Here is a 20,140-nt window from a genome sequence, read left to right as displayed (position 1 = left end):
CTGAAGGTAACGATGCGCGTAGACCTGTTCGACTTCGATCTGCCGGAAACTTCGATTGCGCTCAGGCCAGCCAGCCCGCGCGACAGCGCCCGTATGCTTGTCGTTCGCCCTGATGGCCCACAGGTCCTTGGCGACCAGGGCGTGCTCGACCTGCCGTCGTTCCTGAAGGAAGGCGACGCGCTGGTGTTCAACGACACCAAGGTGATCCCGGCGCAGCTCGAAGGCATTCGCCATCGCGGCGAAGACATCACCACGCCCGTTTCGGTGACGCTGCACATGCGCACGGCCCCCGATTGCTGGAAGGCCTTTGCCCGCCCGGCGCGGCGCCTCAAGGTCGGCGACCGCATCGCCTTCGGCCACGGTGGTTCAAGCTGTTTGCTCGGAACGCTCGACGCAACGGTTCTGGGAAAGGGCGACGCCGGCGAAGTGACGCTGCGCTTCGACCTCTCGGGCCCGTCGCTCGACGAAGCGATCATGGCCGTCGGCCACATTCCCCTGCCGCCGTATATCGCGTCCAAACGGGCGGAGGATGTGCAGGACCGCGCCGACTACCAGACGATGTATGCCCGGGAGGAAGGCGCCGTTGCGGCACCCACCGCCGGCTTGCACTTTACAGACCGCCTGTTCGCCAAGCTGGACGAGGTTGGCGTTGAGAAGCATTTCGTGACCTTGCATGTCGGGGCGGGGACATTCCTGCCTGTCAAGGCGGACGACACCGACGACCACGTGATGCACCAGGAGATCGGCCACGTCGACGCCCGCACCGCCGAAAGGCTCAATGCCGTCAAGGCGAGGGGCGGCCGCATCGTCTGCGTTGGCACCACATCGCTGCGTCTGATCGAGAGCGCGACGTCGGAAGACGGCGTCGTCAAGCCGTGGTCCGGACCGACCGGCATCTTCATCACGCCCGGCTACCGCTTCCGCGCCGTTGACGTGCTGATGACCAATTTTCACCTGCCGAAATCGACGCTGTTCATGCTGGTTTCGGCCTTCTCTGGCCTGGACACGATGCGCGCGGCCTACACGCATGCGATCGAGACCGGCTACCGCTTCTATTCCTATGGCGACGCCAGCCTGCTTTTCCGGAAAGACTAGATGACCGAAACCTTCCAGTTCAAGCTTCACAAGACCGATGGCAAGGCGCGTCGCGGCGAGGTTTCGATGCCGCGCGGCACAATCCGCACGCCGGCCTTCATGCCGGTCGGCACGGTCGGCACGGTCAAGGCGATGTATCTCGACCAGGTCAAGGATCTCGGGGCCGATATCATTCTCGGCAACACCTACCATCTGATGCTGCGCCCCGGCGCCGAGCGCGTGGCGCGGCTTGGCGGCCTGCACGGCCTGATCCGCTGGCAGGGGCCGATCCTCACCGATTCGGGCGGATTCCAGGTGATGTCGCTTGCCGGCCTGCGCAAGCTCGACGAGCAGGGCGTCACCTTCAAGAGCCATGTCGACGGCGCGCTCTTCCACATGTCACCTGAACGTTCGATCGAGATTCAGGGGCTTCTCGACAGCGATATCCAGATGCAGCTCGACGAATGCGTGGCGCTGCCGGCAGAGCCGAAGGAGATCGAGCGCGCGATGGAAATGTCGCTGCGCTGGGCCGAGCGCTGCAAGGTCGCCTTCGGCGACCAGCCGGGCAAGGCGATGTTCGGCATCGTGCAGGGCGGCGACATCCCGAAGCTGCGCGAGCGTTCGGCCGAATCGCTGAAGGGGCTGGACCTCAAGGGCTATGCGGTCGGCGGTCTTGCCGTCGGAGAGCCGCAGGAAGTGATGCTGCGCATGCTGGACATTACCTGCCCGATCATGCCGGTCGACAAGCCGCGCTACCTCATGGGCGTCGGCACGCCAGACGATATCCTGCGGTCGGTTGCCGAGGGCATCGACATGTTCGACTGCGTGATGCCGACCCGATCAGGGCGCCATGGTCTCGCGTTCACGCGCCACGGCCGCATCAACCTGCGCAATGCGCGGCACGCCGAAGACATGCGCCCGCTCGACGAACAATCCTCGTGCCCGGCGACGCGTGACTATTCGCGCGCCTACCTGCACCACCTGATCCGCTCGAACGAGTCGCTTGGCGGCATGCTCTTGAGCTGGAACAATCTCGCTTACTATCAGGAATTGATGGCCGGCATCCGTCTGGCGATCGAAGAAGGCCGCTTTGCCGACTTCATGGCCGAAACCCAGGAGACCTGGCGGCGAGGGGATCTGCCGCCGGTCTGATGCGTTCTCGTGCTCAGATCGCCGGCCCCGGTGCCGACTGCAGCATCATCACGGCATTGATCTTGTAGCTGCCGTCCGGCTGCTTCACGAGCTGGTAGATCGCGGTCCAGTCCTTGCCATCGGGTGCCGAGATCAGCACCTCCTGGATCACCTGGTCGCCCACCACTTTCGATCGACCAAAGGCGAAATTGCCGGGCCGATAGACGGGCTGATAGCCGCGCTTGACCATGTCGAAAAACGTGGCCTTGTCGGGGAACTTGCCGCGGATCTCGGGTGAGGCGAAGGAGTAGGCGGTTTCTGCGTCATCATGCAGAAAGGCCGCAATCTGCTCCTGAATGATGGCGCGCGCCGTATCGACAGGTTCTTCCGCACGCGAAATGCTCGGCCCTGCCAGTTGAGCCGCCAGACCGAGGGCAACAGCAAAAGTCCTGAACATCGCCGATCTCCACTCCACAGTCAGAGCTGAAGAGCATAGGTCAGTCGCGCGTGTTGGAAATGGAGACGACGGCGCAAATTGGGAGAAAACCTGAAAACACGCTCCACTTATCCATACAAAATCAGAGCATTATATTAAATTCTGAATTCTTTGATTTAAATATCATAAGTTAGTGATTTTCAAATTTATGGAGCGAAGCAATGAGCGCAGAGGTCATCGAGACCACGTCGCGTTTCGAACTTGGGCCAATGGGACATCGGAGAGCTCAAGCTCAAAGCCTACGGTCTGGTTGCAGAAAACAAGGAAATCGACGGAGCCATGGTCACCTTGGCGCAATCCATTGTCAGGACGGAAGTTCTGCCACGTGTTGCTGATAAGGGTGACAGCAACGGCATGGGCTTGCGATCGTCCATACGGGCACGCTTGGCGTTTCGATCTCGGTTCACTGGTGGATACAGGGTTCGGTCCTATGTCAGCATATCTATCGGAAGCTATATTCAGCCGTTGAACCCACGGACACAGCAACGCGACCGGCCATTGTCTGGGAGTTGGCGTTGATAAACGCTGAGCAAGTGTCCTGGCGAAAGATAATGATGAAGCGCAGACCCAGTCCATCATCCTACATGGTGCGCCGAGCCGAATTCGAACTGGCTTAGCGCTCATCGCATGAACGATTGCGGCATCGAACAGATCGAGAAGAGGGCAGTTGCATTTGAAAATGGAATCCGCCCAATGTGAGTTCACGGCGAACTGCGACTTGCGCGTGCAACGCTAACCGACACGTCGCATTTGCGCGAGCAGTTTCTTGCGGAAGACTTCCGCGGGCGTTCGATAGCCGAGGCACTTTCGGGGCGTCGAGTTAAGCCGATCGCAAATGTCCTTCAGGTCACCGTCGGTGATCGATAGAGGATCCACCTCTCTCGAAAGCCATTTGCGAGCACGGCGATTGGTGTTCTCAACCGTGCCTTTCTGCCACGGCGACTGCGGGTCGCAGAACCATGTCTGCGTTCCGATGCCAGCCTGGAGATACGGCCATTCGCTGAATTCGGTCCCACGGTCAAAGGTAATCGACCGGCGGGCGAGATGGGGCAGGGACTGCAGCGCCTGGATCAGCCCGTCCATGATCGGCTTCGATTGCCGGTCGTTGTTGCGCAGGAAGACCGCAAAGCGGCTGACACGCTCGACCAGCGACGTCACATTGGCCTTGCCGAACTTCTTGCGAAATTGAATGAGATCGCACTCCCAATGACCGAACTGCTTGCGCTCGCCGACCGCGTCAGGACGATGGAGAATGTTGAGTTCCGGGCTGAAACGGCGGCCGTAGCGCCGCCTGGCATGCCGCGGTCGACGTCTCGCGCGACGTTCCGGCAGATGCCGCCACAGCTTGATGGCAAGGCCGTCTGCGGAATAGGCGAATTTGTAGATCGTCTCGTAGCTGACGGAAATCGGATGACGCTCAAGCCGCATGCGGCCGGCGATCTGCTGCGGCGACCAGCCATGCATGATCCGCTCGATCACTGATCGGCGCACATGCGCAAACCGAGCAAGCTTGCGCAGCTTGGCTCTGCGCTCACGAGCCATCTCGTTGGCCGTGACACAGTAGTAGCCGCTGAGCTCCGGCATTTGCACATCGTCGAAAGCATTGCGGCTGAGTTCCCGGAAAATCGTCGAGCGATGCCGCCCAAGCTTCTCGGCGATCACAGTGGCACTAAGGCCAGCCGCTCGCCACCGGGCGATCCTACGACGTTCATCCATATCGATTTGGGAGTAGGTGCGTCTCATGAGCCATTCCTTGCGAGTGACAACCCATTGGTATCTATCGCAAGTCGCACTTCATCCTTGAACCCACCCAACCACTGCACAATGTCACAGCTATTTAAAGCTGAGACAAAGTAATCAAATTAGAAACGCGACATGATCCTATCGTTTATTACTGCGGTTTCAAGTGAACATATTTGCATAATACGCAGACGCAAGCCGCCGTCCGGGTGGAGCTGGTCAGGGTTGCGCAGCCCGGGCGGCGGCGGATGGCTCTAGTGGCAAAATAAACTTTAGCTTTGACACCCCGATCACTCCGCCGCTTTCAGCTGCGCAAGGGCTTGCCGCCGCTTTGCGATAACCACAGGATCCTGGGTAAAATCGGTCTTCCGTCCTGGCTTGGTGCCACGCTTCTGATAGCCATTGCCTTGGCTGCCATCGCGAATGCCGAACATATGATCCGTTTGCCCAGTCCGACGCGGACCGGCTTTGCTGCGTTGTTGCTCTCGGCCGGCCTGCAGCTCAGCGACGATCGAAAGCATGTCATCCAGCCGTTTGTTCTCGACCACATCAGGGCGATGCACGGACCGTAACGTGTCGAACGTCCTGTAGGGCAGGGTGGCTTGCCCGTCTGTGATCTCCAGGCGTCCGTCGGGATAGTCGCAAACCACAACCTTCTTGCCAGCCAGCGCCGCTGCGCGATCTGTCGGATCGAGAATGAACATCACCTTGTCATAGCGCAGCGTCAACGAATTCGACAGCTTCCGAACCTCCTTGCGGCACATCGCACCATCGAGGTTCTCATGCGCGGCAACCGGCCGATGCATGTCCTTCGGATTGCGCGGCGCCTTGCCAAAGCGGCGATTGAAGTCGGCCATGAACTCCGGCGCATAGGCATTGGCCGCCGCGATCGTGTCGATGCCGCGCAGCCGCAATTCCTTCACCAGCCGATCCTGCAGCGTCTGGTTGGCGCGCTCCACACGGCCTTTCGCCTGAGGAGTGTTGGCGCAGATGATGTCGATGTTGAGCTCATAAAGCGCCCGACCGAATTGCGTCAGACCGCTCGTGCGGTCCTTCTCCGACGCATGCGTGCTGCGAAAAACGCCGTGCTTGTCGCTGTAGAACGCAATCGGCTTGCCCCATTGCTGCAAATAGGCCTTCGTCGCGTGCAGATAGTCAAAGGTGTTCTCTGAAGCCGCAAAGCGTAAGTGCAGAAGCTTGCCGGTCGCATCGTCGATATAGACGAGCAGGGCGCATTTGCGGCCACGGCCCTCGAACCACCAATGAAGCGAGCCGTCGATCTGAACCAGTTCGCCCAAACAATCGCGCCGCCGGCGCGGCTGGAAGACCCGTTTCTTACGCTCCCGGCGTGATAGCCAAAGTCCGGCTTCCATCATCCACTGACGCAGCGTCTCCTTGCTGACGGAAACCCGATGGCGTTCGATCAGCTTCTCGGCCGCCAAGGTCGGACCGAAATCCACGTAATGCTCACGCACCAGGTCGAGCACCAGGTTGCGGAAATCCTCGCTGTGGCGCCGGTTGCTCGGACGGCCGCGCTTCTTCGAGACCAGTCCGTCGCCGCCGGCCAGGTCATAGGCCCGCAACAGCCGGTGGACCTGACTGCGGCTAAGACGAAGCAACTCGGCCGCCTCGACGACACTCAGGCTGCCACCGCGAATCCGCTGAATGAGTTCAAGGCGATGCAATTCTTTCTGCGACATGACGATCAAACAAGACATGACGACTCCGAACACAGATGGCCTTGGCCATGATGCAAGTCGCTGATCTTGCTCCCCAACGCTGACCTTCGACCAGCATCCCAAGAGGCGACGACTGTCGCATCTCTAACTGGCCTATGTGTCGCATTTCTAAAATGCCACTACACACAATGATTGCATAACATACATTATGGAACTTACCAATCTACCGGAAAACACTGATTGCGGCCGATCCTTGCCTTGCCGAGCTTGACCCGGCCTTTCCAGCCTGCTTAGCGTTCCCGCACCGAAGCACCACTTTCGAGGCCAGATGTGATGAGCGAATTGCGCGTTCTTTCAGATGCTTTCATTCCGGAACTGCCAAACCGCTACAAAGGCAAGGTTCGCGAAAATTACGATCTGCCCGATGGCAACCGCATCATCATCGCCACCGATCGCCTCAGCGCCTTCGACGTCATCCTGACGTCGATCCCGAACAAGGGTCATGTGCTAACCCAGACCGCGCGCTACTGGTTCGAGGAAACCGCCGACATCTGCCCGAACCACGTCGTCAGCTATCCGGACCCGAACGTCGTCATCGGCAAGCGGCTCGACATCCTGCCGGTCGAGGTCGTCGTGCGCGGTTATCTCGCCGGAACGACCAGCACCTCGATCCTGACGAAGTATCGCAACGGCGAGCGTGAGATGTACGGCATCACCTTGCCGGACGGCATGCGCGACAATGAGAAGCTGCCTCAGCCGATCATCACGCCCACCAGCAAGGCGTTCGATGGCGGCCATGACGAGCCGCTCTCGGCCGAAGCGATCCTCGAGCAAGGACTGCTGACGCAAGAGCAACTGGATACGGTCTGGCAATATGCGCTGGCTCTGTTCGCGCGTGGCCAGCAACGCGCCGCCGAGCGTGGCCTGATCCTCGTCGATACGAAGTATGAATTCGGCACCGACGAAAACGGCAGGATCATTCTTGCCGACGAGATCCACACGCCCGATAGCAGCCGCTACTGGATCGCCGATAGCTACCAGCAGAGCTTCGAACGCGGCGAACGCCCTAAGAGCTTCGACAAGGATTTCGTGCGCGCCTGGGTCACCGAGCGCTGCGATCCCTACAAGGATCCGATCCCGGAAATTCCTGTCGATCTCGTCGAGCAGACGTCGGCAGTCTATATCGAGGCTTTCGAAAAGATCACCGGTCAGCGCTTCGTTCCGGATCTTTCGGGCGCAACGGTGCTGGACCGTATCCGCGCCAATCTGGCGCCCTATTTTTCCAAATGAATCGGTATATTAGACAGATATCTTAATCTAATTTACGCGCTTCCGGCGAGCGCCGCATCTGCAACATCGAACTCGAGCCGCATCATGTCGTAGGCCGGTTCGATGTGATCGGGGGTTTCGTTCTGAACCGTGTCGTAGTCCAGCGGCACATGCATGTGCGTCAGCACCGCCCGCTTCGGCTGTAGCCTGGCGATCCAGCCGAGCGACTGCACCAGTGACAGATGGCTGGGGTGGAACTTGTACTGCAAGGTGTCAATCACCAGCAGATCGAGACCGTCGAGCTTGGCGACGGTTTCGGCAGGAAAGTCGCTGACATCGCTGCAATAGGCAAAATCGCCGATGCGGAAGCCGAGCGAATGGATGTTGCCGTGAAACTGCATCAGCGGCTGGAACGCGATTGGCCCGCCAGCCCCGGTGATCACGACGGGCGACAGATCGTCGGGAATGATCCGCGGCTCGACGATCGGCGGATATCCGCTGCCTGGCGGTGATTCCAGGCAATAGCCAAAACCCTCGCGGATGCGCCCCATCGTGTAGGCGTCGGCCCAGATCGGCACCCGCCTGCGGTTTTCAATGACGTAACCGCGCAGATCGTCGATGCCGTGCAGATGGTCGGCATGGGAGTGGGTGTAGAGCACCGCATCGATGTGACGGACTTGTGCGGCAACCATCTGGGCGCGAAAATCCGGCCCGGTGTCGATGACCACAGTTGTCTTACCGCCATCCGGCGCGATCTGCTCGACGAGCAGTGCCGCGCGCAAGCGCCGATTCCTAGGGTTTTCGGGATTGCAGGCACCCCAGTCACCGGTGATGCGCGGCACGCCCGGCGACGAGCCGCAGCCGAGAATGGTGAAGGCGCGCCGGAACGCCACGTCAGAGCCTCGGCATCTTGGAGAAGATGCGGAAGGCATTTTCCGTGGTGATCGCTGCGATTTGCTCCGTGCTGACGCCGATCGTCTCGGCAAGCACCGCGGCCGTGTGGGCGACATAGGCCGGCTCGTTGCGCTTACCGCGGAACGGCTTCGGCGCCAGATAAGGCGCGTCCGTCTCGACGATCATCCGGTCGTGCGGCACGGTCTTGGCGATCTCGCGCAGCTCCTCGGATTTCGGGAAGGTCAGAATACCGGAGAACGAGACGTAGCCGCCGAGCTCGACGCCGATGCGGGCGAGCTCGGGGCCCGACGAGAAGCAGTGCAGAAGGAAAGGGAAGGCCCCCTTCCCTGATTCTTCGGTCAGGATCGCCGCCATGTGCTCATCGGCCGAGCGGCTGTGAATGACGAGCGGCAGACCGGTTTCGCGCGCCGCAGCAATATGACGACGCAGGCCTTCGGCCTGGGCGTCGCGCGGCGCGTTGTCGTAGAAATAGTCGAGCCCTGCCTCGCCGATCGCAACCACCTTCGGATGCGCTGAAAGCCGCACAAGATCTTCCGTCGTGATGTCCAGCTCCTCATCCGCATTGTGCGGATGGGTGCCGACGGAGCAGAAGACGTTCGGATAGGCTTCGGCGATCGCAAGGATCGTCTCGAACCGCTTCACGCGGGTCGAGATCGTGATCATCTGCTCGACACCCGCCTCATGCGCCCGCGCGACAATCGCGTCACGCTCCGCTTCGAAATCGGGAAAATCCAGATGACAATGGGTATCGATCAGCATGCTCAAGTGCCTTACTGCGCTTCCGGTGCAACATAGCGCGGGAAGACCGGCTTCGGCGCCTCAAGCGGCGTGCCCGAGACCAGGCGTCCCGCCTCGCCGAGGGCTGCGAAGTCGCGCTTGTCGGCCGGCGCTGCCACCAGGTCGAGCAGTTTTGCCGACGAATCCGGCATGAACGGCTGCAAGAGAATGGCAATCTGGCGGACGACTTCGGCCGTCACGTAAAGCACGGTTCCCATGCGGGCCGGATCGGTCTTCTTCAGCGCCCAGGGTTCCTGGCCGGCAAAGTAGCGGTCCGTCTCGGAGACGACGGCGATGATCGCCGCCAGCGCCCGATGGATCATCTGCTTGCCCATCTCGTCGCGGGTGATCTCATGCAGCGCATCGGCTGCCGCGAGCATCGCCTTGTCCTCGTCGGTCAGGGGACCGCAGACGGGAATCTGGCCGTCGCAGTTCTTGACGATCATCGAGAGCGAGCGACTCGCCAGGTTGCCGATGCCGTTGGCGAGGTCGGAGTTGATGCGGGTCGCGATCCCCTCTTCGCTGTAGCTTCCGTCCTGGCCGAAGGAGACCTCGCGCAGGAAGAAATAGCGGATCTGGTCGAGGCCGAAGTGCTCGACGAGATTGAACGGATCGACGACGTTGCCGAGCGACTTCGACATCTTCTCGCCCTTGTTGAGCAGGAAGCCGTGGGCAAAGACGCGCTTGGGCAGCGGCAGGCCAGCCGACATCAGGAAGGCCGGCCAGTAGACCGCGTGGAAGCGGATGATGTCCTTGCCGATCACATGGATGTTCGCAGGCCAGAATTTCGCGCGCGGGCCATTCGGATCATCGAGATAGCCGGTTGCGGTGATGTAGTTGGTCAGCGCGTCGACCCAGACATACATGACGTGCGCCGGATCGTTCGGAACCTTGATGCCCCAGTCGAAGGTGGTGCGCGAAACCGAGAGATCCTTGAGGCCCGATTTCACGAAGGAAATCACTTCGTTGCGGCGCTCGGCCGGGCCGATGAAATCAGGATTTTCCTCATAGTGCTTCAGCAGCTTGTCCTGATATTCGGACAGCTTGAAGAAATAGCTCTGCTCCTCGACCCACTCGACCGGCGTTCCCTGCGGTCCGAAGCGCACGCCGTCGTCTCGCAGCTCCGTTTCGTTCTCCTGGTAGTAGGCCTCGTCGCGCACCGAATACCAGCCGGCATAGGAATCCTTGTAGAGGTCGCCCGCCTCGCCCATGCGGATCCAGATGTCCTGCGACGCCTGATGGTGGCGCGGCTCGGTCGTGCGGATGAAGTCGTCGTTGGACGCGTTCAGAACCACGGCCATCTTCTGGAATTCCGCCGAATTGCGGTCGGCCAATTCCTGCGGCGTCACGCCTTCCTTGCGCGCCGTCTGCTGCATCTTCTGGCCGTGCTCGTCCGTACCGGTCAGGAAGAACACGTCGCGTCCATCGAGGCGCTGGTAGCGCGCCATGGCATCCGTCGCGATCAACTCATAGGCGTGACCGATATGCGGCTTGCCGTTCGGGTAGGAAATCGCGGTGGTGATGTAGAAAGGGGACGTGTCTCTCATAGGCGGATTCGTTCTATCTCGGATTAAGCTACGCACGCTCTTAGCGCATACGCCGCAAGGAAGAAACATGCGATCCGTGAAAAGCCCGGCCGGAGAGATCGCCGCCAGTGCCGCAAACCTTGCGCAATCGGCACGCGCCAACTAGAACAAAAAGGAAACAAACAGAAGAGGGTGAGTCATGCTGGATCGACTGGGCAGCCAATTTGAAACCGCCTCTGCCGGCTATGCCGGCGCGCACGGGATCGAGCGCGACCCCGACTGGTTCATCCTGAAGATGCAGGAGGAATTGGGGGAGTTGACGCAGGTCTGGAACAAGCTCAGCGGCCGTGGCCGGCGCCATGGAGTATCAACGGACGAACTTACGGCTCTGATGGCCGACGAGACTGCCGACCTGCTCGGGCATGTCCTGCTCTTCGCTCACCATCACAAGCTCGACCTCCACGCGGCGATCGAGCGCAAGTGGCGCTTCCAGGCGGCGCTATAGCGCCGCTTTCATGTCGTCGAGCAGGGACAGGATGGTCTGCTTGCGGTCGAGATTATAAGCGTCGCTGACGGTCAATCGCTCGGTCACAGAGGCCGAAAGCCGCGCGAAGCGCTCGGCGCGCATAATGTCCCCGGCAATCGCAGCCTCGCGCGCGTCGCGCAAGATGCGGTCGCTGGCGAGAGCCTGGAAGAACTCGAAAATCGTCTCGCTGTCCTTGCCCGAGAGCGCGTCCGCCAGCTTGTGCATGTCCTTGCGCACCGCCGGTCCCTGCCCTGCGAGGATCCCTTCGAACGTCGCGGCGATCTCCAGTCCGCCGTAATTGATGAGCTTCAGCGCTACGGCAACGCTGCCGTTGGCGGCTGCGACGATGCGCTCGGCATTCTCGCCCTCGAGGTCGAAACCTAGATGCGACAGAGCCTGACGGAGCGGCGCGGCGTCGAGCGGCTTCAGCCGCAGCGGCAGGCAGCGCGAGCGGATCGTCGGCAGCAATTTTCCAGGCGCATGCGTCAACACCAGAAAGAGCGAGCGGCGCGGCGGCTCCTCGAGGATCTTCAGAATGGCATTGGCCGCATTGCGGTTGAGGTCATCGGCCGGGTCGATGATGACGATGCGCCAGTTTCCGGTGCCAGATGTCTGGCTGAAAAACTTGCCGGCGCGCCGGACCTCGTCGACCGTGATCGCGCCCTTCGCCCTGCCCGTCTTTTCATCGATCGGTCGGCTCAGGTGCAGCAGATTGTGTGAGGCGCCCGAGGCAAGCTGCCGCCCGATGGCAGAAGTCGGATCGGGATCGGAAATCGCTTCCGGCGCCTCCGCGGGTTCGGGATGCTTCAGGATGTGATGCGCAAAGCGAAAGGCAAGCGTCGCCTTACCAATCCCTTCCGGCCCTTCGATCAGGATCGCGTGGTGTCCCTTGCCGGAGCGATAGCTCTGCGCCAGGAAACTTTCCGCCTGCTCATGACCGTACAGTCGATTGTTCTCGGCGGGCGCGATGGCGCCATCCAGGACGCCGGCTCTTTCCGCGCTCATGACACGACTTCCTCGGTTGGCGCGTCGGTGCCGTCGCCGTGCGGCAGGAGGGCCTTGACGAGGGAAAGCACCTCGGTGGCTATGGCCTCGACGGGCTGCGTCGCATCGACGACCCGGCATCGCTCGGCATCGCGCCTGGCGATATCGAGAAAGGCGTCCCGCCGCTTCTCGTGCGTCTCCAGTTGCTCCTTCTCGAAACGATCAGGATTGTCATCTCCGGCGCGACGTTGCGCCCGCTCGAGGCCGATGCTGGCCGGCAGATCGAAAATCACGGTCCGATCCGGAACGACGCCATTGATGGCCACACGCTCCAGGCTTTCGACGAAACTCTGGTCCAGGTTGCCGGTAATGCCCTGATAAACGCGCGAAGAATCCATGAAGCGGTCACACAGCACGATCGTGCCCTTTTCGAGGGCAGGCCGGATGACCTCTTCGACATGATCGCTGCGGGCCGCAGCGAAGAGAATCGCTTCCATTCGGACCCCAAATGCCTCTGCGGCTCCCGAAAGCAGCACGTGACGCACTGCTTCGGCGCCGGCTGAACCGCCAGGCTCGCGTGTCGTCAGCACCTCGTAGCCGCGCCCGCGCAGGGATTCGGCAAGAAGGCGGACCTGCGTCGACTTGCCGGCACCCTCCCCGCCTTCGAATGTTACGAACAGACCTTTTTTCAACGACACCATGCTTTCCCATATCGGCATGCGACCCAGGTCACGATCACTTCAGGTCGAATCGACCGGAAATCATCGTGACCTGTCTCAATAGGCTGGAGCGGAATGCGAGCGGAAAACCGCGCACATTTTTCCTCGTTCCGTTCTGGCTCTGTTTAGCCGATTGGTCCGCGGTGTGAAACCGTCAGGTGGCGACGATTTGGCGGGAACTGCCTTCGGAGCAGCCAGCAGCGACTATATCCAGAAGAACAGCAGTTCCTGCAGCGCATCGAGAGCGCGACTGGTCAACGTGCCCTGCCCGACGGCGCTGGCGGTCTTGACCGGCACTTCGCGCAGCAGCTTCTCGCCGTTCCACAATTTGACGACTCCGACCTCGGTGCCGGCCGTGACCGGCGCCCGCAAGGGCCACTTGTAGACGATGCGCGCCGTCAGCCGTTCCGGATTGTCGACCGGCAAAAGCACGTCAACCGGGCCGCCGGCAACCAGGGCCACGTGGGAGGCATCGCCACCATAGACGGCCGCCTCGCCGATCGCTTCGCCATCGGCAAAAATCCGCTTCTTCTCGAAGGCGGTCATTGCCCAATCGAGCACCTTGCGGCTCTCCTCGATGCGCTCCTTGTCGGTTTCGAGACCGCCCATGGCGAGATAGACCCGCCGGTCACCGCGCTGCAGAGACGCGGCGAGCGAGAAACCGAAGCCTTCGGCAAAACCGGTCGCCAGGCCGTCCACGCCGATGTTGGCCGAGATCAGCGGGTTCTTGTTGCGTTGCAGGATCTTGTTCCATTCGAACTCCGGCTGCGAGTAGAGCCGGTAGAGATCCGGATGCGCCTCGTGGAGGTGCCGGATGAGCGTTACCAGTTCACTCATCGTGATCTGGTTGCCGGGGTCCGGAAGCCCGGTGGCATTGCGGAACGTCGCGATCGGCATGCCAAGCTCGCGCGCGCGCGCCGTCATCCGCTCCGCAAAAGCGCTCTCGTTGCCGGTCATACCCTCGGCAAGAATGATGCAGGCATCATTGGCAAGCTGCACCGCCACGCCCTGCAACAGGTCGGCAACGCGCACGCGGGATTTCAATACGGCAAACATCGTCGAGGTGCCGGCGGGGGCACCGCCGGTGCGCCAGGCGTGCTCGGATACTTCAAAGGTGGTTTCGGCGGAAAGCTCGCCCTTGCCGAGTGCTTCGGCCACGACCTCCATCGTCATCAGCTTGGCGAGCGACGCGGGCGGGATCGGCTGGTTTTCGGCACGCGAGAAAAGCACGGTGCCGGTTTCGGCATCGACCAGCATGATCTGCTTTGCCTTGGTATCGAAGGCAGGCGCCGGTGTCTGCGCGAATACGGCGCCTGCAAACAACGCAGCGCCGAAATACACCGCCGAAAACATCTTCATGCGCATGGGAAACTCCGGTTTCCCCTCGGGCATAGCAGTGTGGTCATTTTGGCACAACGCCGCCTGACGTTAGCGGGCAGAACCGCTTGCTTTCTGGCGCTTGGCGTAATCGACGATCACTTGGGGGGTAAGCTGCTTCCGGTCGACCATGATCGCTTCGAACGGCGATTCGGCGTCGCTGACGCGGACTTCGACGTAAGCTGCAGCATAGGCCATGTTGCCATCCGGCATCGGGATGTATTCCGGCCGCTCGCGCGGGATCGGGCCGATTTCCGGCAGCATCACGAACTCGTTCAGCGACTGCGGTTGAGCGAACTGCGGCACGGGAGCTGCGAGCGCTGTCACCGGTTCGCCGACGTCGAGCGATGCCTTTGCCGGGACGGTGATCGTGCCGAGGCTCTGACTGCGGAACGGCTCGTTCGAGGCGACCATCACGCCGGTCGCGATCTGGCCCTCCGGCATCACGCTCGGGCCACGTTGACCCTTCTGGACATAGGATGCCATCAGATAGGGCATGTCGTTGCCTTCGAGCGGCGCGCGGCCGACATACTGCACGCGCACCTGCGCGCTGCCCTTGCCCTTGATGTCGAGCATGTCAGCCGTCTTCGAGGAGACGTCTATGATGCGGCCGTATTCATAAGGACCGCGATCGTTGACGCGAACGATGACCGACGTGCCGTTTTCCATGTTGGTGACGCGCGCATAGCTCGGCAGCGGAAACGTGGGGTGCGCCGCCGACAGATGCGCCTTGTCATAGACTTCGCCATTGGCGGTCAGGCGGCCGTGAAACGCCGAGCCGTACCAGGATGCGACACCCGTCTTGTTGTAGCCGAAGTCTTCCTTTGGCTGGTACCACTTGCCCTTGACCTGATAGGCCTTGCCAACCTGGTAGCGTCCACCGCCCTTGGGGATATTGTTGCCAGTCGCTACGCGCGGGCTCGCCTTCACGCCGTAAACGGATTCGGCGAAGTATTCCTTGCTCCGCGGCTTGGACTTCTTGATGCTCGATGTGGATCCGCACGCCGCGAGCGTTACGCACAGCGCTGGAATCGCCGCAAGGCGCAGTCCCTTGACCAGATATGCCGCATTTTTACTGGATGTCATCTGTCCCACAACATCGATCGAATAAGCCGTACTCGAAACCTTCCACTCGTGCCCCCAGCGGAAATCTCGGCGTCCCGAAACGGAACAGTCGATTAAACATGACAGCAACAAGGCGAAAATGCGAACTCATCCACAGATCAGCGCCGGATTTCATGCGTTATGGTTTACAGATGATTACCAACGAGACAGGCCTACGCCTTTCTGTAGGGCCATCGAGAAAATCTCTAAGTGACGCATGTTAAATCTTGCAAAGCGACAGGGCTTCGCGCAATAACGCCGTGCCCGGTAAGCAGTTGACTGCGACTTCAGGCAAGGACAGGTGGCCGAGTGGTTTAAGGCTCTGGTCTTGAAAACCAGCGTACGGGAAACCGTACCGTGGGTTCGAATCCCACCCTGTCCGCCATTTTCCCAAGAAGTACAGCGCGCTCGATAGACCACCCACCTGGCCGCGCTTCGCTTCAATGGCAACACTTCGGCAAGCTCAGCGCCGTCTGGTTCGTCTCGGGCAGATGACCACCAGCGCTCTCCGGACCTTCACTGAGACCGCATGTCAGAGGCTGAACGGATCGCGCGCCGAGCGCTTCTCGCTCGGCGCGTTGAACGGATCGGCCTTCTTCTCCTTGGACTTGCGGTCCTCATCGGCGATGATCTCATCCACGGCCCGCTGGCATTTCATGAGCTCTTCCGCCGCCGGACCGGTACCGCGGAGGCTGAGGTTTGCGACAACGCGTTCGTCGAAGGCGATCGCCAACGCCCTCTTGCGAACGAACCCCGTGAGGAATTCCGGATCGGTGACATTCACGAACAGGAATTTGCCGCTCTCGTCGCCGGCGGCGGTCGCCGCCGCACTCCAGGGATCGCTCTTGTCGAAGCGGAACGTCCGGTCATACTCCTTGCCGACCTCCAGGGACTTCCAGTCGTCGCTGGCAAAGCTCATGTAGAGCGGCGAGTCGGAACCCCTGGGATAGAGCCCCAGGCACAGGATAACACCACGCTCGAAGATCGACGGCCCGCCACTGCGTGCTCCTGACGCAAAACGGCCACAGCCTGCACTCAAAGGGCTGTTGAACACGTGACAGTGATCGCCAAGCTTGCTGGACTTCGGAACGAAAGCGCGGTTCACATCGTTAACCGCCCCGTAGTCCCACCCTTGCATCAAAGTGGACGATCACCGTGCTTGCCGCCCTGCTTCTCGCTTCGATAGTCGCATCGCCCAATATGCCTGACGTCAAGCTCAGCGCCGCGACGGTCGACGAACTTCAGACCGATTTCGAGAGTGCCGTGCCGTGCCATCAGATTGACGGACGAAAGGTGTGGAAGGGTGCCATCGCGTTCTACATCCAGTCGTTCGTCTATGATGGCGACACGCCGGTGGCGACCGATGCGGCAGATGCCGTTCTGCCCGAGGACAACAGCGCAGAGACGGTGAAGGAATTCGAAGACGCCTGCGCCGCCACGCAGCCGGCCTAGGCTGGCGGAAGGAAAACGCCCGCGATTCTTTCGAATCGTCGCGCCTTCGTGCGATGCGCCAGGCAGCCGCCGTCTGTCTGGGCGCGATCGTCGCTCGAACCCCGCCTTGCTCCCGTAAAAGTGACCGATCGAGACCCACAGACGCGCCAATTGTCTGAATTCACGGAATTTTAGGCACTTGCGGAACACATATGGAACAGATAGTGTCTGTTCTTGATTTGTTTCACGCCTCTGGAGCGACGTGCCATGCTGACCCGCAAGCAACAGGAATTGCTTCTGTTCATTCACGAACGCATGAAGGAGTCGGGCGTCCCGCCGTCATTCGACGAAATGAAGGATGCGCTCGACCTGGCGTCGAAGTCCGGCATTCACCGCCTGATCACGGCGCTCGAAGAACGTGGGTTCATTCGCCGTCTGCCGAACCGAGCCCGCGCGCTCGAAGTCATCAAGCTACCGGAAGCCTATGCATCCAGCCAGCAGCAGCCCCGTCGCGGCTTCTCGCCCAGCGTGATCGAGGGCAGCCTCGGCAAGCCGCCGGCAGCAGCTCCCGCCGCACCGCCAAAGCCCGCGCCAGTGGCTGACAACACATCGGTTTCCGTGCCGGTCATGGGCCGCATCGCTGCCGGTGTGCCGATCTCTGCCATCCAGAACAACACGCATGACATTACCGTTCCGCTCGACATGATCGGCAACGGCGAACACTACGCGCTTGAAGTCAAGGGCGACTCGATGATCGAGGCCGGCATCTTCGACGGTGACACCGTGATCATCCGCAATGGCAATACGGCCAATCCCGGCGATATCATCGTGGCACTCGTGGATGATGAGGAAGCGACGCTGAAGCGCTTCCGGCGCAAGGGCGCATCGATCGCGCTCGAAGCCGCCAACCCTGCCTACGAGACAAGGATTTTCGGGCCCGATCGGGTGAAGATCCAGGGTAAGCTCGTCGGGCTGATCCGCCGCTACCACTGATTCCGAGGTAAACTTGGCATTCGACAGAGCCTCGCCACCGCATGCGGTGGCGAGGCTCTGTTTATCTAAGGCGACCTGAAGGCGCGCCTCTCATTCGTGGATGGTGTATTCGCCGAGTTCGCAGAGGTCCTGCATGTCTTCGGTGGTATCGAGGTTGGAACCTTCTTCGAACTCGAAGCGCATGTCGTACTTGCAGACGTCCCGGCCGTCGGCGATGGTGATCTCCATGTCTTCCCCGGGGTTCAGCACCTGCCGGCCGAAAACATCGTCTTCCCACTCATTGACGCCTACAGGCGACGTGTAGAAATTCGTCAGCACTGCGCTGGTGTTGTTCTTCAGCTTGAAAACCAGGTCCTCTGCCTGCGCCTCGAATGTGGTCGCAGCAAAGAGGGCCAAGGCCGTCAGAACAAAGCTCGTCTTCATATATGCCATTGCCTCCGTTTTGATGATGACGGACGCTACCGATGCGGCTGATGTCAGCGGAGTCATCGTTCCCCCTCTACCGATTTCACCGAAGCGACAGGATCCAACGGATAGCTAATGGACGTGGCTTGCGCGGGCGTGTGGCACGCCTGGGCGAACACCTCCAGGGCGTCGCAACCCGAAGTAAGCAGATGAAAGCAGTCGCATCCCCCTCCGCCTGGAGCATCGCTACTTGCTCTTCCCGAGCGGTCGACGTTGCCAAACCTTCTGCCTGTGGAAAGTCCTCAAACTACAAAATCGCATTGTGTTTTTCGGAAAATGCCTCTTGCGGATTTTCTGCAATCATTCTAAATCCGCGCCAACGCTCGGTTATCCGAGCCGTGAGGCCTCGTGGCGGAGTGGTGACGCAGAGGACTGCAAATCCTTGTACCCCGGTTCAATTCCGGGCGAGGCCTCCAAAAATCTCCACACTATTAAAGAGTGCAGCAGCAATGCCTTCCGTTGAAGGCATCGGGTTTCTGCAATTTCGACATTAGCACCAGGGCGTTGCGCGTCCTGTCCACGGCCGCACGAGGCCCTCGGAGGCGAGCACGCGCCCGATCGACTGGTCGCCGCGGATAACCAGCCGCAGCTTTTCACCGGCCCTGGCATCCTGACGACTGGTCGCCGATTCCAGCTTGAAGTCGCCCGCGTTCAGCAACTCGCGCAGGCGCTGCTTGGCGTAGAAGCCACGCGAACGCTCCTTGTCGCAGCTTGCCTGGCGAATCCGCGGTGCATCGACGTCTGCCACGCGGATCGTTTCGCCGTGGTACAGGAAGGTGGCGCCGTCGATCACGCAGTTGTCGTTGCGAATCCCGCAGAAATAAAACTGATCCGTGCGAATGGATGCCGTCTTCACTTCCTCGCTGGGGCGCACCACGGGTGTCGGCGCATTGGCGCCGACGTCGACGGACGGCACCGGAGCGGCAAGGGCAACTCTTGTTGCCGGATTCGGCCTCTGCTTCTCCGCTTGCTGCGCGGGACGCTCATCCACTTTCTGCGCCACGCGAACGGGCTTCGGCTTCGATTCGTGACGGGACGTGAATGCCACCACGTCCGAGACCACCGGCCAATGGTTCAGTTCGGCGCGATGATCGTAGGCAACCACACCGCCGACAGTGAGTGCGGCGACCAGATACCAGGGCGCCATACCGCCTTGTTTGCCCCTGCTCCGACCGGAATTCCGGCTTCGACGTTTCGTAGTGGCTTTGGCCATGCGTCCCCATCCTGATTCGTAGCCGCATTATGCGTTCGATCGGTTGCCGAAAAGTTTTCGGCAACCTCCCTCAACAGGGGGTTCTGCTGGTTCGCAGGGAATCAATCGGCAAAGAAGCGCTGGAGGCATACGCACCGCATCCGTTCGCCGATAAGTCTGCGAAGGCTCGAAGGGTTCACGAGCCGTTCGAAGAATTGGCTCGTCCACGCCAGCGTGCCCACCAGACCGCCAGACGTCGCCGGCGACGGCGGACGGATGGGATATCGTGCGAAAGGACGATCAGGCCCAGCGGTATCATCCAGAAGCCGAGCACCGGCAGAAAGCCGAGAAAACCGCAGAACACCAGGAGCGAGCCGAGCAGGATACGCAGCAGTGGCGATTCCGGCAGCGTGAGGCGCCATTTGCCCAGCACGATCTGACGCGTCTGCGGATCAATCCCGAAATGCGTCTGCTTCCTGTTTTTGTTCATCATTCCCTATCCGGCATCTTTTCCCACAATTGGGGACTTCTCCACAGCCTCGCAACCGAACTTGTCATTTTTTTTGAAAAAACCGCTTGGCAAATCAGAAAAGCATGCGTATTAGCAGCCTCACTTCTGAAGCGCACAGCGAAACAGCGGCGCGGATGATCCCTGGTAGCTCAGCGGTAGAGCATTCGACTGTTAATCGACAGGTCGCCGGTTCGAATCCGGCCCGGGGAGCCAAATTCGAAAAGAGCCATT

The 20,140-nt window shown here is 60.7% G+C and carries 20 protein-coding genes and 3 tRNA genes; 9 read left to right on the top strand and 14 right to left on the bottom strand.

Annotation, left to right across the window (positions count from 1 at the left end):
• Positions 1 to 12: 12 nt before the first annotated feature.
• Both queA and tgt read left to right on the top strand, forming a co-directional pair.
• The gene (gene queA / locus PWG15_RS07585) at positions 13 to 1,095 is read left to right on the top strand and encodes a tRNA preQ1(34) S-adenosylmethionine ribosyltransferase-isomerase QueA (protein WP_275023793.1); all 1,083 of its coding nucleotides are present in this window, start codon (positions 13 to 15) and stop codon (positions 1,093 to 1,095) included.
• On the top strand, positions 1,096 to 2,226 hold the full coding sequence (gene tgt, locus PWG15_RS07580; protein WP_275023792.1) for a tRNA guanosine(34) transglycosylase Tgt: 1,131 nt from the start codon (positions 1,096 to 1,098) through the stop codon (positions 2,224 to 2,226). It abuts the gene before it with no gap.
• Positions 2,227 to 2,239: 13 nt separating this feature from the next.
• Here tgt and PWG15_RS07575 read toward each other — a convergent pair whose 3' ends face one another.
• The 3 genes from PWG15_RS07575 to PWG15_RS07565 form a co-directional block, all read right to left on the bottom strand.
• Entirely contained in the window at positions 2,240 to 2,662 is a 423-nt protein-coding gene (locus PWG15_RS07575) for a DUF4864 domain-containing protein (protein ID WP_275023791.1), read from the bottom strand.
• A 771-nt stretch (positions 2,663 to 3,433) separates the two neighbouring features.
• Positions 3,434 to 4,444 (bottom strand): IS30 family transposase, encoded by a 1,011-nt coding sequence (locus tag PWG15_RS07570; protein WP_275023790.1) that lies wholly within the window; start codon positions 4,442 to 4,444, stop codon positions 3,434 to 3,436.
• A 287-nt stretch (positions 4,445 to 4,731) separates the two neighbouring features.
• Positions 4,732 to 6,159, bottom strand: coding sequence for an ISNCY family transposase (locus tag PWG15_RS07565; protein WP_275023789.1), 1,428 nt, complete (start codon positions 6,157 to 6,159; stop codon positions 4,732 to 4,734).
• Positions 6,160 to 6,462: 303 nt separating this feature from the next.
• Here PWG15_RS07565 and PWG15_RS07560 point away from each other — a divergent pair, with 303 nt between their 5' ends.
• Complete coding sequence (locus PWG15_RS07560; RefSeq protein ID WP_275024378.1) at positions 6,463 to 7,410, top strand: phosphoribosylaminoimidazolesuccinocarboxamide synthase; 948 nt, start codon at positions 6,463 to 6,465, stop codon at positions 7,408 to 7,410.
• Positions 7,411 to 7,442: 32 nt separating this feature from the next.
• On the opposite strand, the gene PWG15_RS07555 is transcribed toward PWG15_RS07560, so the two are convergent.
• From PWG15_RS07555 to metG, 3 genes are read right to left on the bottom strand one after another with little or no spacing between them, the layout of a single operon-like run.
• Entirely contained in the window at positions 7,443 to 8,282 is an 840-nt protein-coding gene (locus PWG15_RS07555) for an MBL fold metallo-hydrolase (RefSeq protein ID WP_275023788.1), read from the bottom strand.
• 1 nt (position 8,283) lies between these two features.
• On the bottom strand, positions 8,284 to 9,063 hold the full coding sequence (locus PWG15_RS07550; RefSeq protein ID WP_275023787.1) for a TatD family hydrolase: 780 nt from the start codon (positions 9,061 to 9,063) through the stop codon (positions 8,284 to 8,286).
• Between the two features lie 11 nt (positions 9,064 to 9,074).
• Entirely contained in the window at positions 9,075 to 10,628 is a 1,554-nt protein-coding gene (gene metG, locus PWG15_RS07545; protein WP_275023786.1) for a methionine--tRNA ligase, read from the bottom strand.
• A 178-nt stretch (positions 10,629 to 10,806) separates the two neighbouring features.
• Here metG and PWG15_RS07540 point away from each other — a divergent pair, with 178 nt between their 5' ends.
• Positions 10,807 to 11,112, top strand: coding sequence for a nucleoside triphosphate pyrophosphohydrolase family protein (locus PWG15_RS07540; protein WP_275023785.1), 306 nt, complete (start codon positions 10,807 to 10,809; stop codon positions 11,110 to 11,112).
• Here PWG15_RS07540 and PWG15_RS07535 read toward each other — a convergent pair.
• From PWG15_RS07535 to PWG15_RS07520, 4 genes are all read right to left on the bottom strand, one after another.
• Positions 11,107 to 12,138: a DNA polymerase III subunit delta' gene (locus PWG15_RS07535; protein WP_275023784.1), complete on the bottom strand. Its 1,032-nt coding sequence runs from the start codon at positions 12,136 to 12,138 to the stop codon at positions 11,107 to 11,109. The genes PWG15_RS07540 and PWG15_RS07535 overlap by 6 nt on opposite strands.
• Positions 12,135 to 12,818: a dTMP kinase gene (gene tmk / locus PWG15_RS07530; RefSeq protein ID WP_275023783.1), complete on the bottom strand. Its 684-nt coding sequence runs from the start codon at positions 12,816 to 12,818 to the stop codon at positions 12,135 to 12,137. Before tmk ends, PWG15_RS07535 begins: the two co-directional genes overlap by 4 nt.
• A 222-nt stretch (positions 12,819 to 13,040) precedes the next feature.
• Entirely contained in the window at positions 13,041 to 14,201 is a 1,161-nt protein-coding gene (locus tag PWG15_RS07525; RefSeq protein WP_275023782.1) for a D-alanyl-D-alanine carboxypeptidase family protein, read from the bottom strand.
• Positions 14,202 to 14,264: 63 nt separating this feature from the next.
• On the bottom strand, positions 14,265 to 15,299 hold the full coding sequence (locus tag PWG15_RS07520; RefSeq protein ID WP_275023781.1) for a septal ring lytic transglycosylase RlpA family protein: 1,035 nt from the start codon (positions 15,297 to 15,299) through the stop codon (positions 14,265 to 14,267).
• Between the two features lie 313 nt (positions 15,300 to 15,612).
• Between PWG15_RS07520 and PWG15_RS07515 the strand changes: the two genes are divergently transcribed.
• Positions 15,613 to 15,702: transfer RNA gene (locus PWG15_RS07515), tRNA-Ser, on the top strand.
• 147 nt (positions 15,703 to 15,849) lie between these two features.
• Here the strand turns inward: PWG15_RS07515 and PWG15_RS07510 are convergent.
• Positions 15,850 to 16,422 (bottom strand): hypothetical protein, encoded by a 573-nt coding sequence (locus PWG15_RS07510; RefSeq protein ID WP_275023780.1) that lies wholly within the window; start codon positions 16,420 to 16,422, stop codon positions 15,850 to 15,852.
• Positions 16,423 to 16,472: 50 nt separating this feature from the next.
• Here PWG15_RS07510 and PWG15_RS07505 point away from each other — a divergent pair, with 50 nt between their 5' ends.
• Both PWG15_RS07505 and lexA read left to right on the top strand, forming a co-directional pair.
• Positions 16,473 to 16,769: a hypothetical protein gene (locus PWG15_RS07505; protein ID WP_275023779.1), complete on the top strand. Its 297-nt coding sequence runs from the start codon at positions 16,473 to 16,475 to the stop codon at positions 16,767 to 16,769.
• Positions 16,770 to 17,015: 246 nt separating this feature from the next.
• Complete coding sequence (gene lexA / locus PWG15_RS07500) at positions 17,016 to 17,741, top strand: transcriptional repressor LexA (protein ID WP_275023778.1); 726 nt, start codon at positions 17,016 to 17,018, stop codon at positions 17,739 to 17,741.
• 90 nt (positions 17,742 to 17,831) lie between these two features.
• Here the strand turns inward: lexA and PWG15_RS07495 are convergent, their stop codons facing one another.
• Positions 17,832 to 18,164 (bottom strand): hypothetical protein, encoded by a 333-nt coding sequence (locus PWG15_RS07495; RefSeq protein ID WP_275023777.1) that lies wholly within the window; start codon positions 18,162 to 18,164, stop codon positions 17,832 to 17,834.
• A gap of 384 nt (positions 18,165 to 18,548) precedes the next feature.
• Here PWG15_RS07495 and PWG15_RS07490 point away from each other — a divergent pair.
• A tRNA-Cys gene (locus PWG15_RS07490) sits at positions 18,549 to 18,622 on the top strand.
• A 74-nt stretch (positions 18,623 to 18,696) separates the two neighbouring features.
• Here the strand turns inward: PWG15_RS07490 and PWG15_RS07485 are convergent.
• Positions 18,697 to 19,353, bottom strand: a complete 657-nt coding sequence (locus PWG15_RS07485) for a thermonuclease family protein (RefSeq protein ID WP_275023776.1) — start codon at positions 19,351 to 19,353, stop codon at positions 18,697 to 18,699.
• 241 nt (positions 19,354 to 19,594) lie between these two features.
• Complete coding sequence (locus PWG15_RS07480; protein ID WP_275023775.1) at positions 19,595 to 19,888, bottom strand: hypothetical protein; 294 nt, start codon at positions 19,886 to 19,888, stop codon at positions 19,595 to 19,597.
• 159 nt (positions 19,889 to 20,047) lie between these two features.
• Here PWG15_RS07480 and PWG15_RS07475 point away from each other — a divergent pair.
• Positions 20,048 to 20,122: transfer RNA gene (locus tag PWG15_RS07475), tRNA-Asn, on the top strand.
• The last annotated feature ends 18 nt before the right edge of the window (positions 20,123 to 20,140 follow it).

This window comes from Ensifer adhaerens, assembly GCF_028993555.1.
In the GTDB taxonomy this organism is placed as follows: domain Bacteria; phylum Pseudomonadota; class Alphaproteobacteria; order Rhizobiales; family Rhizobiaceae; genus Ensifer; species Ensifer adhaerens_I.
The sequence above is the reverse complement of the archived record's forward strand: the minus strand, read 5'-3'. Positions and strand labels throughout refer to the sequence as shown.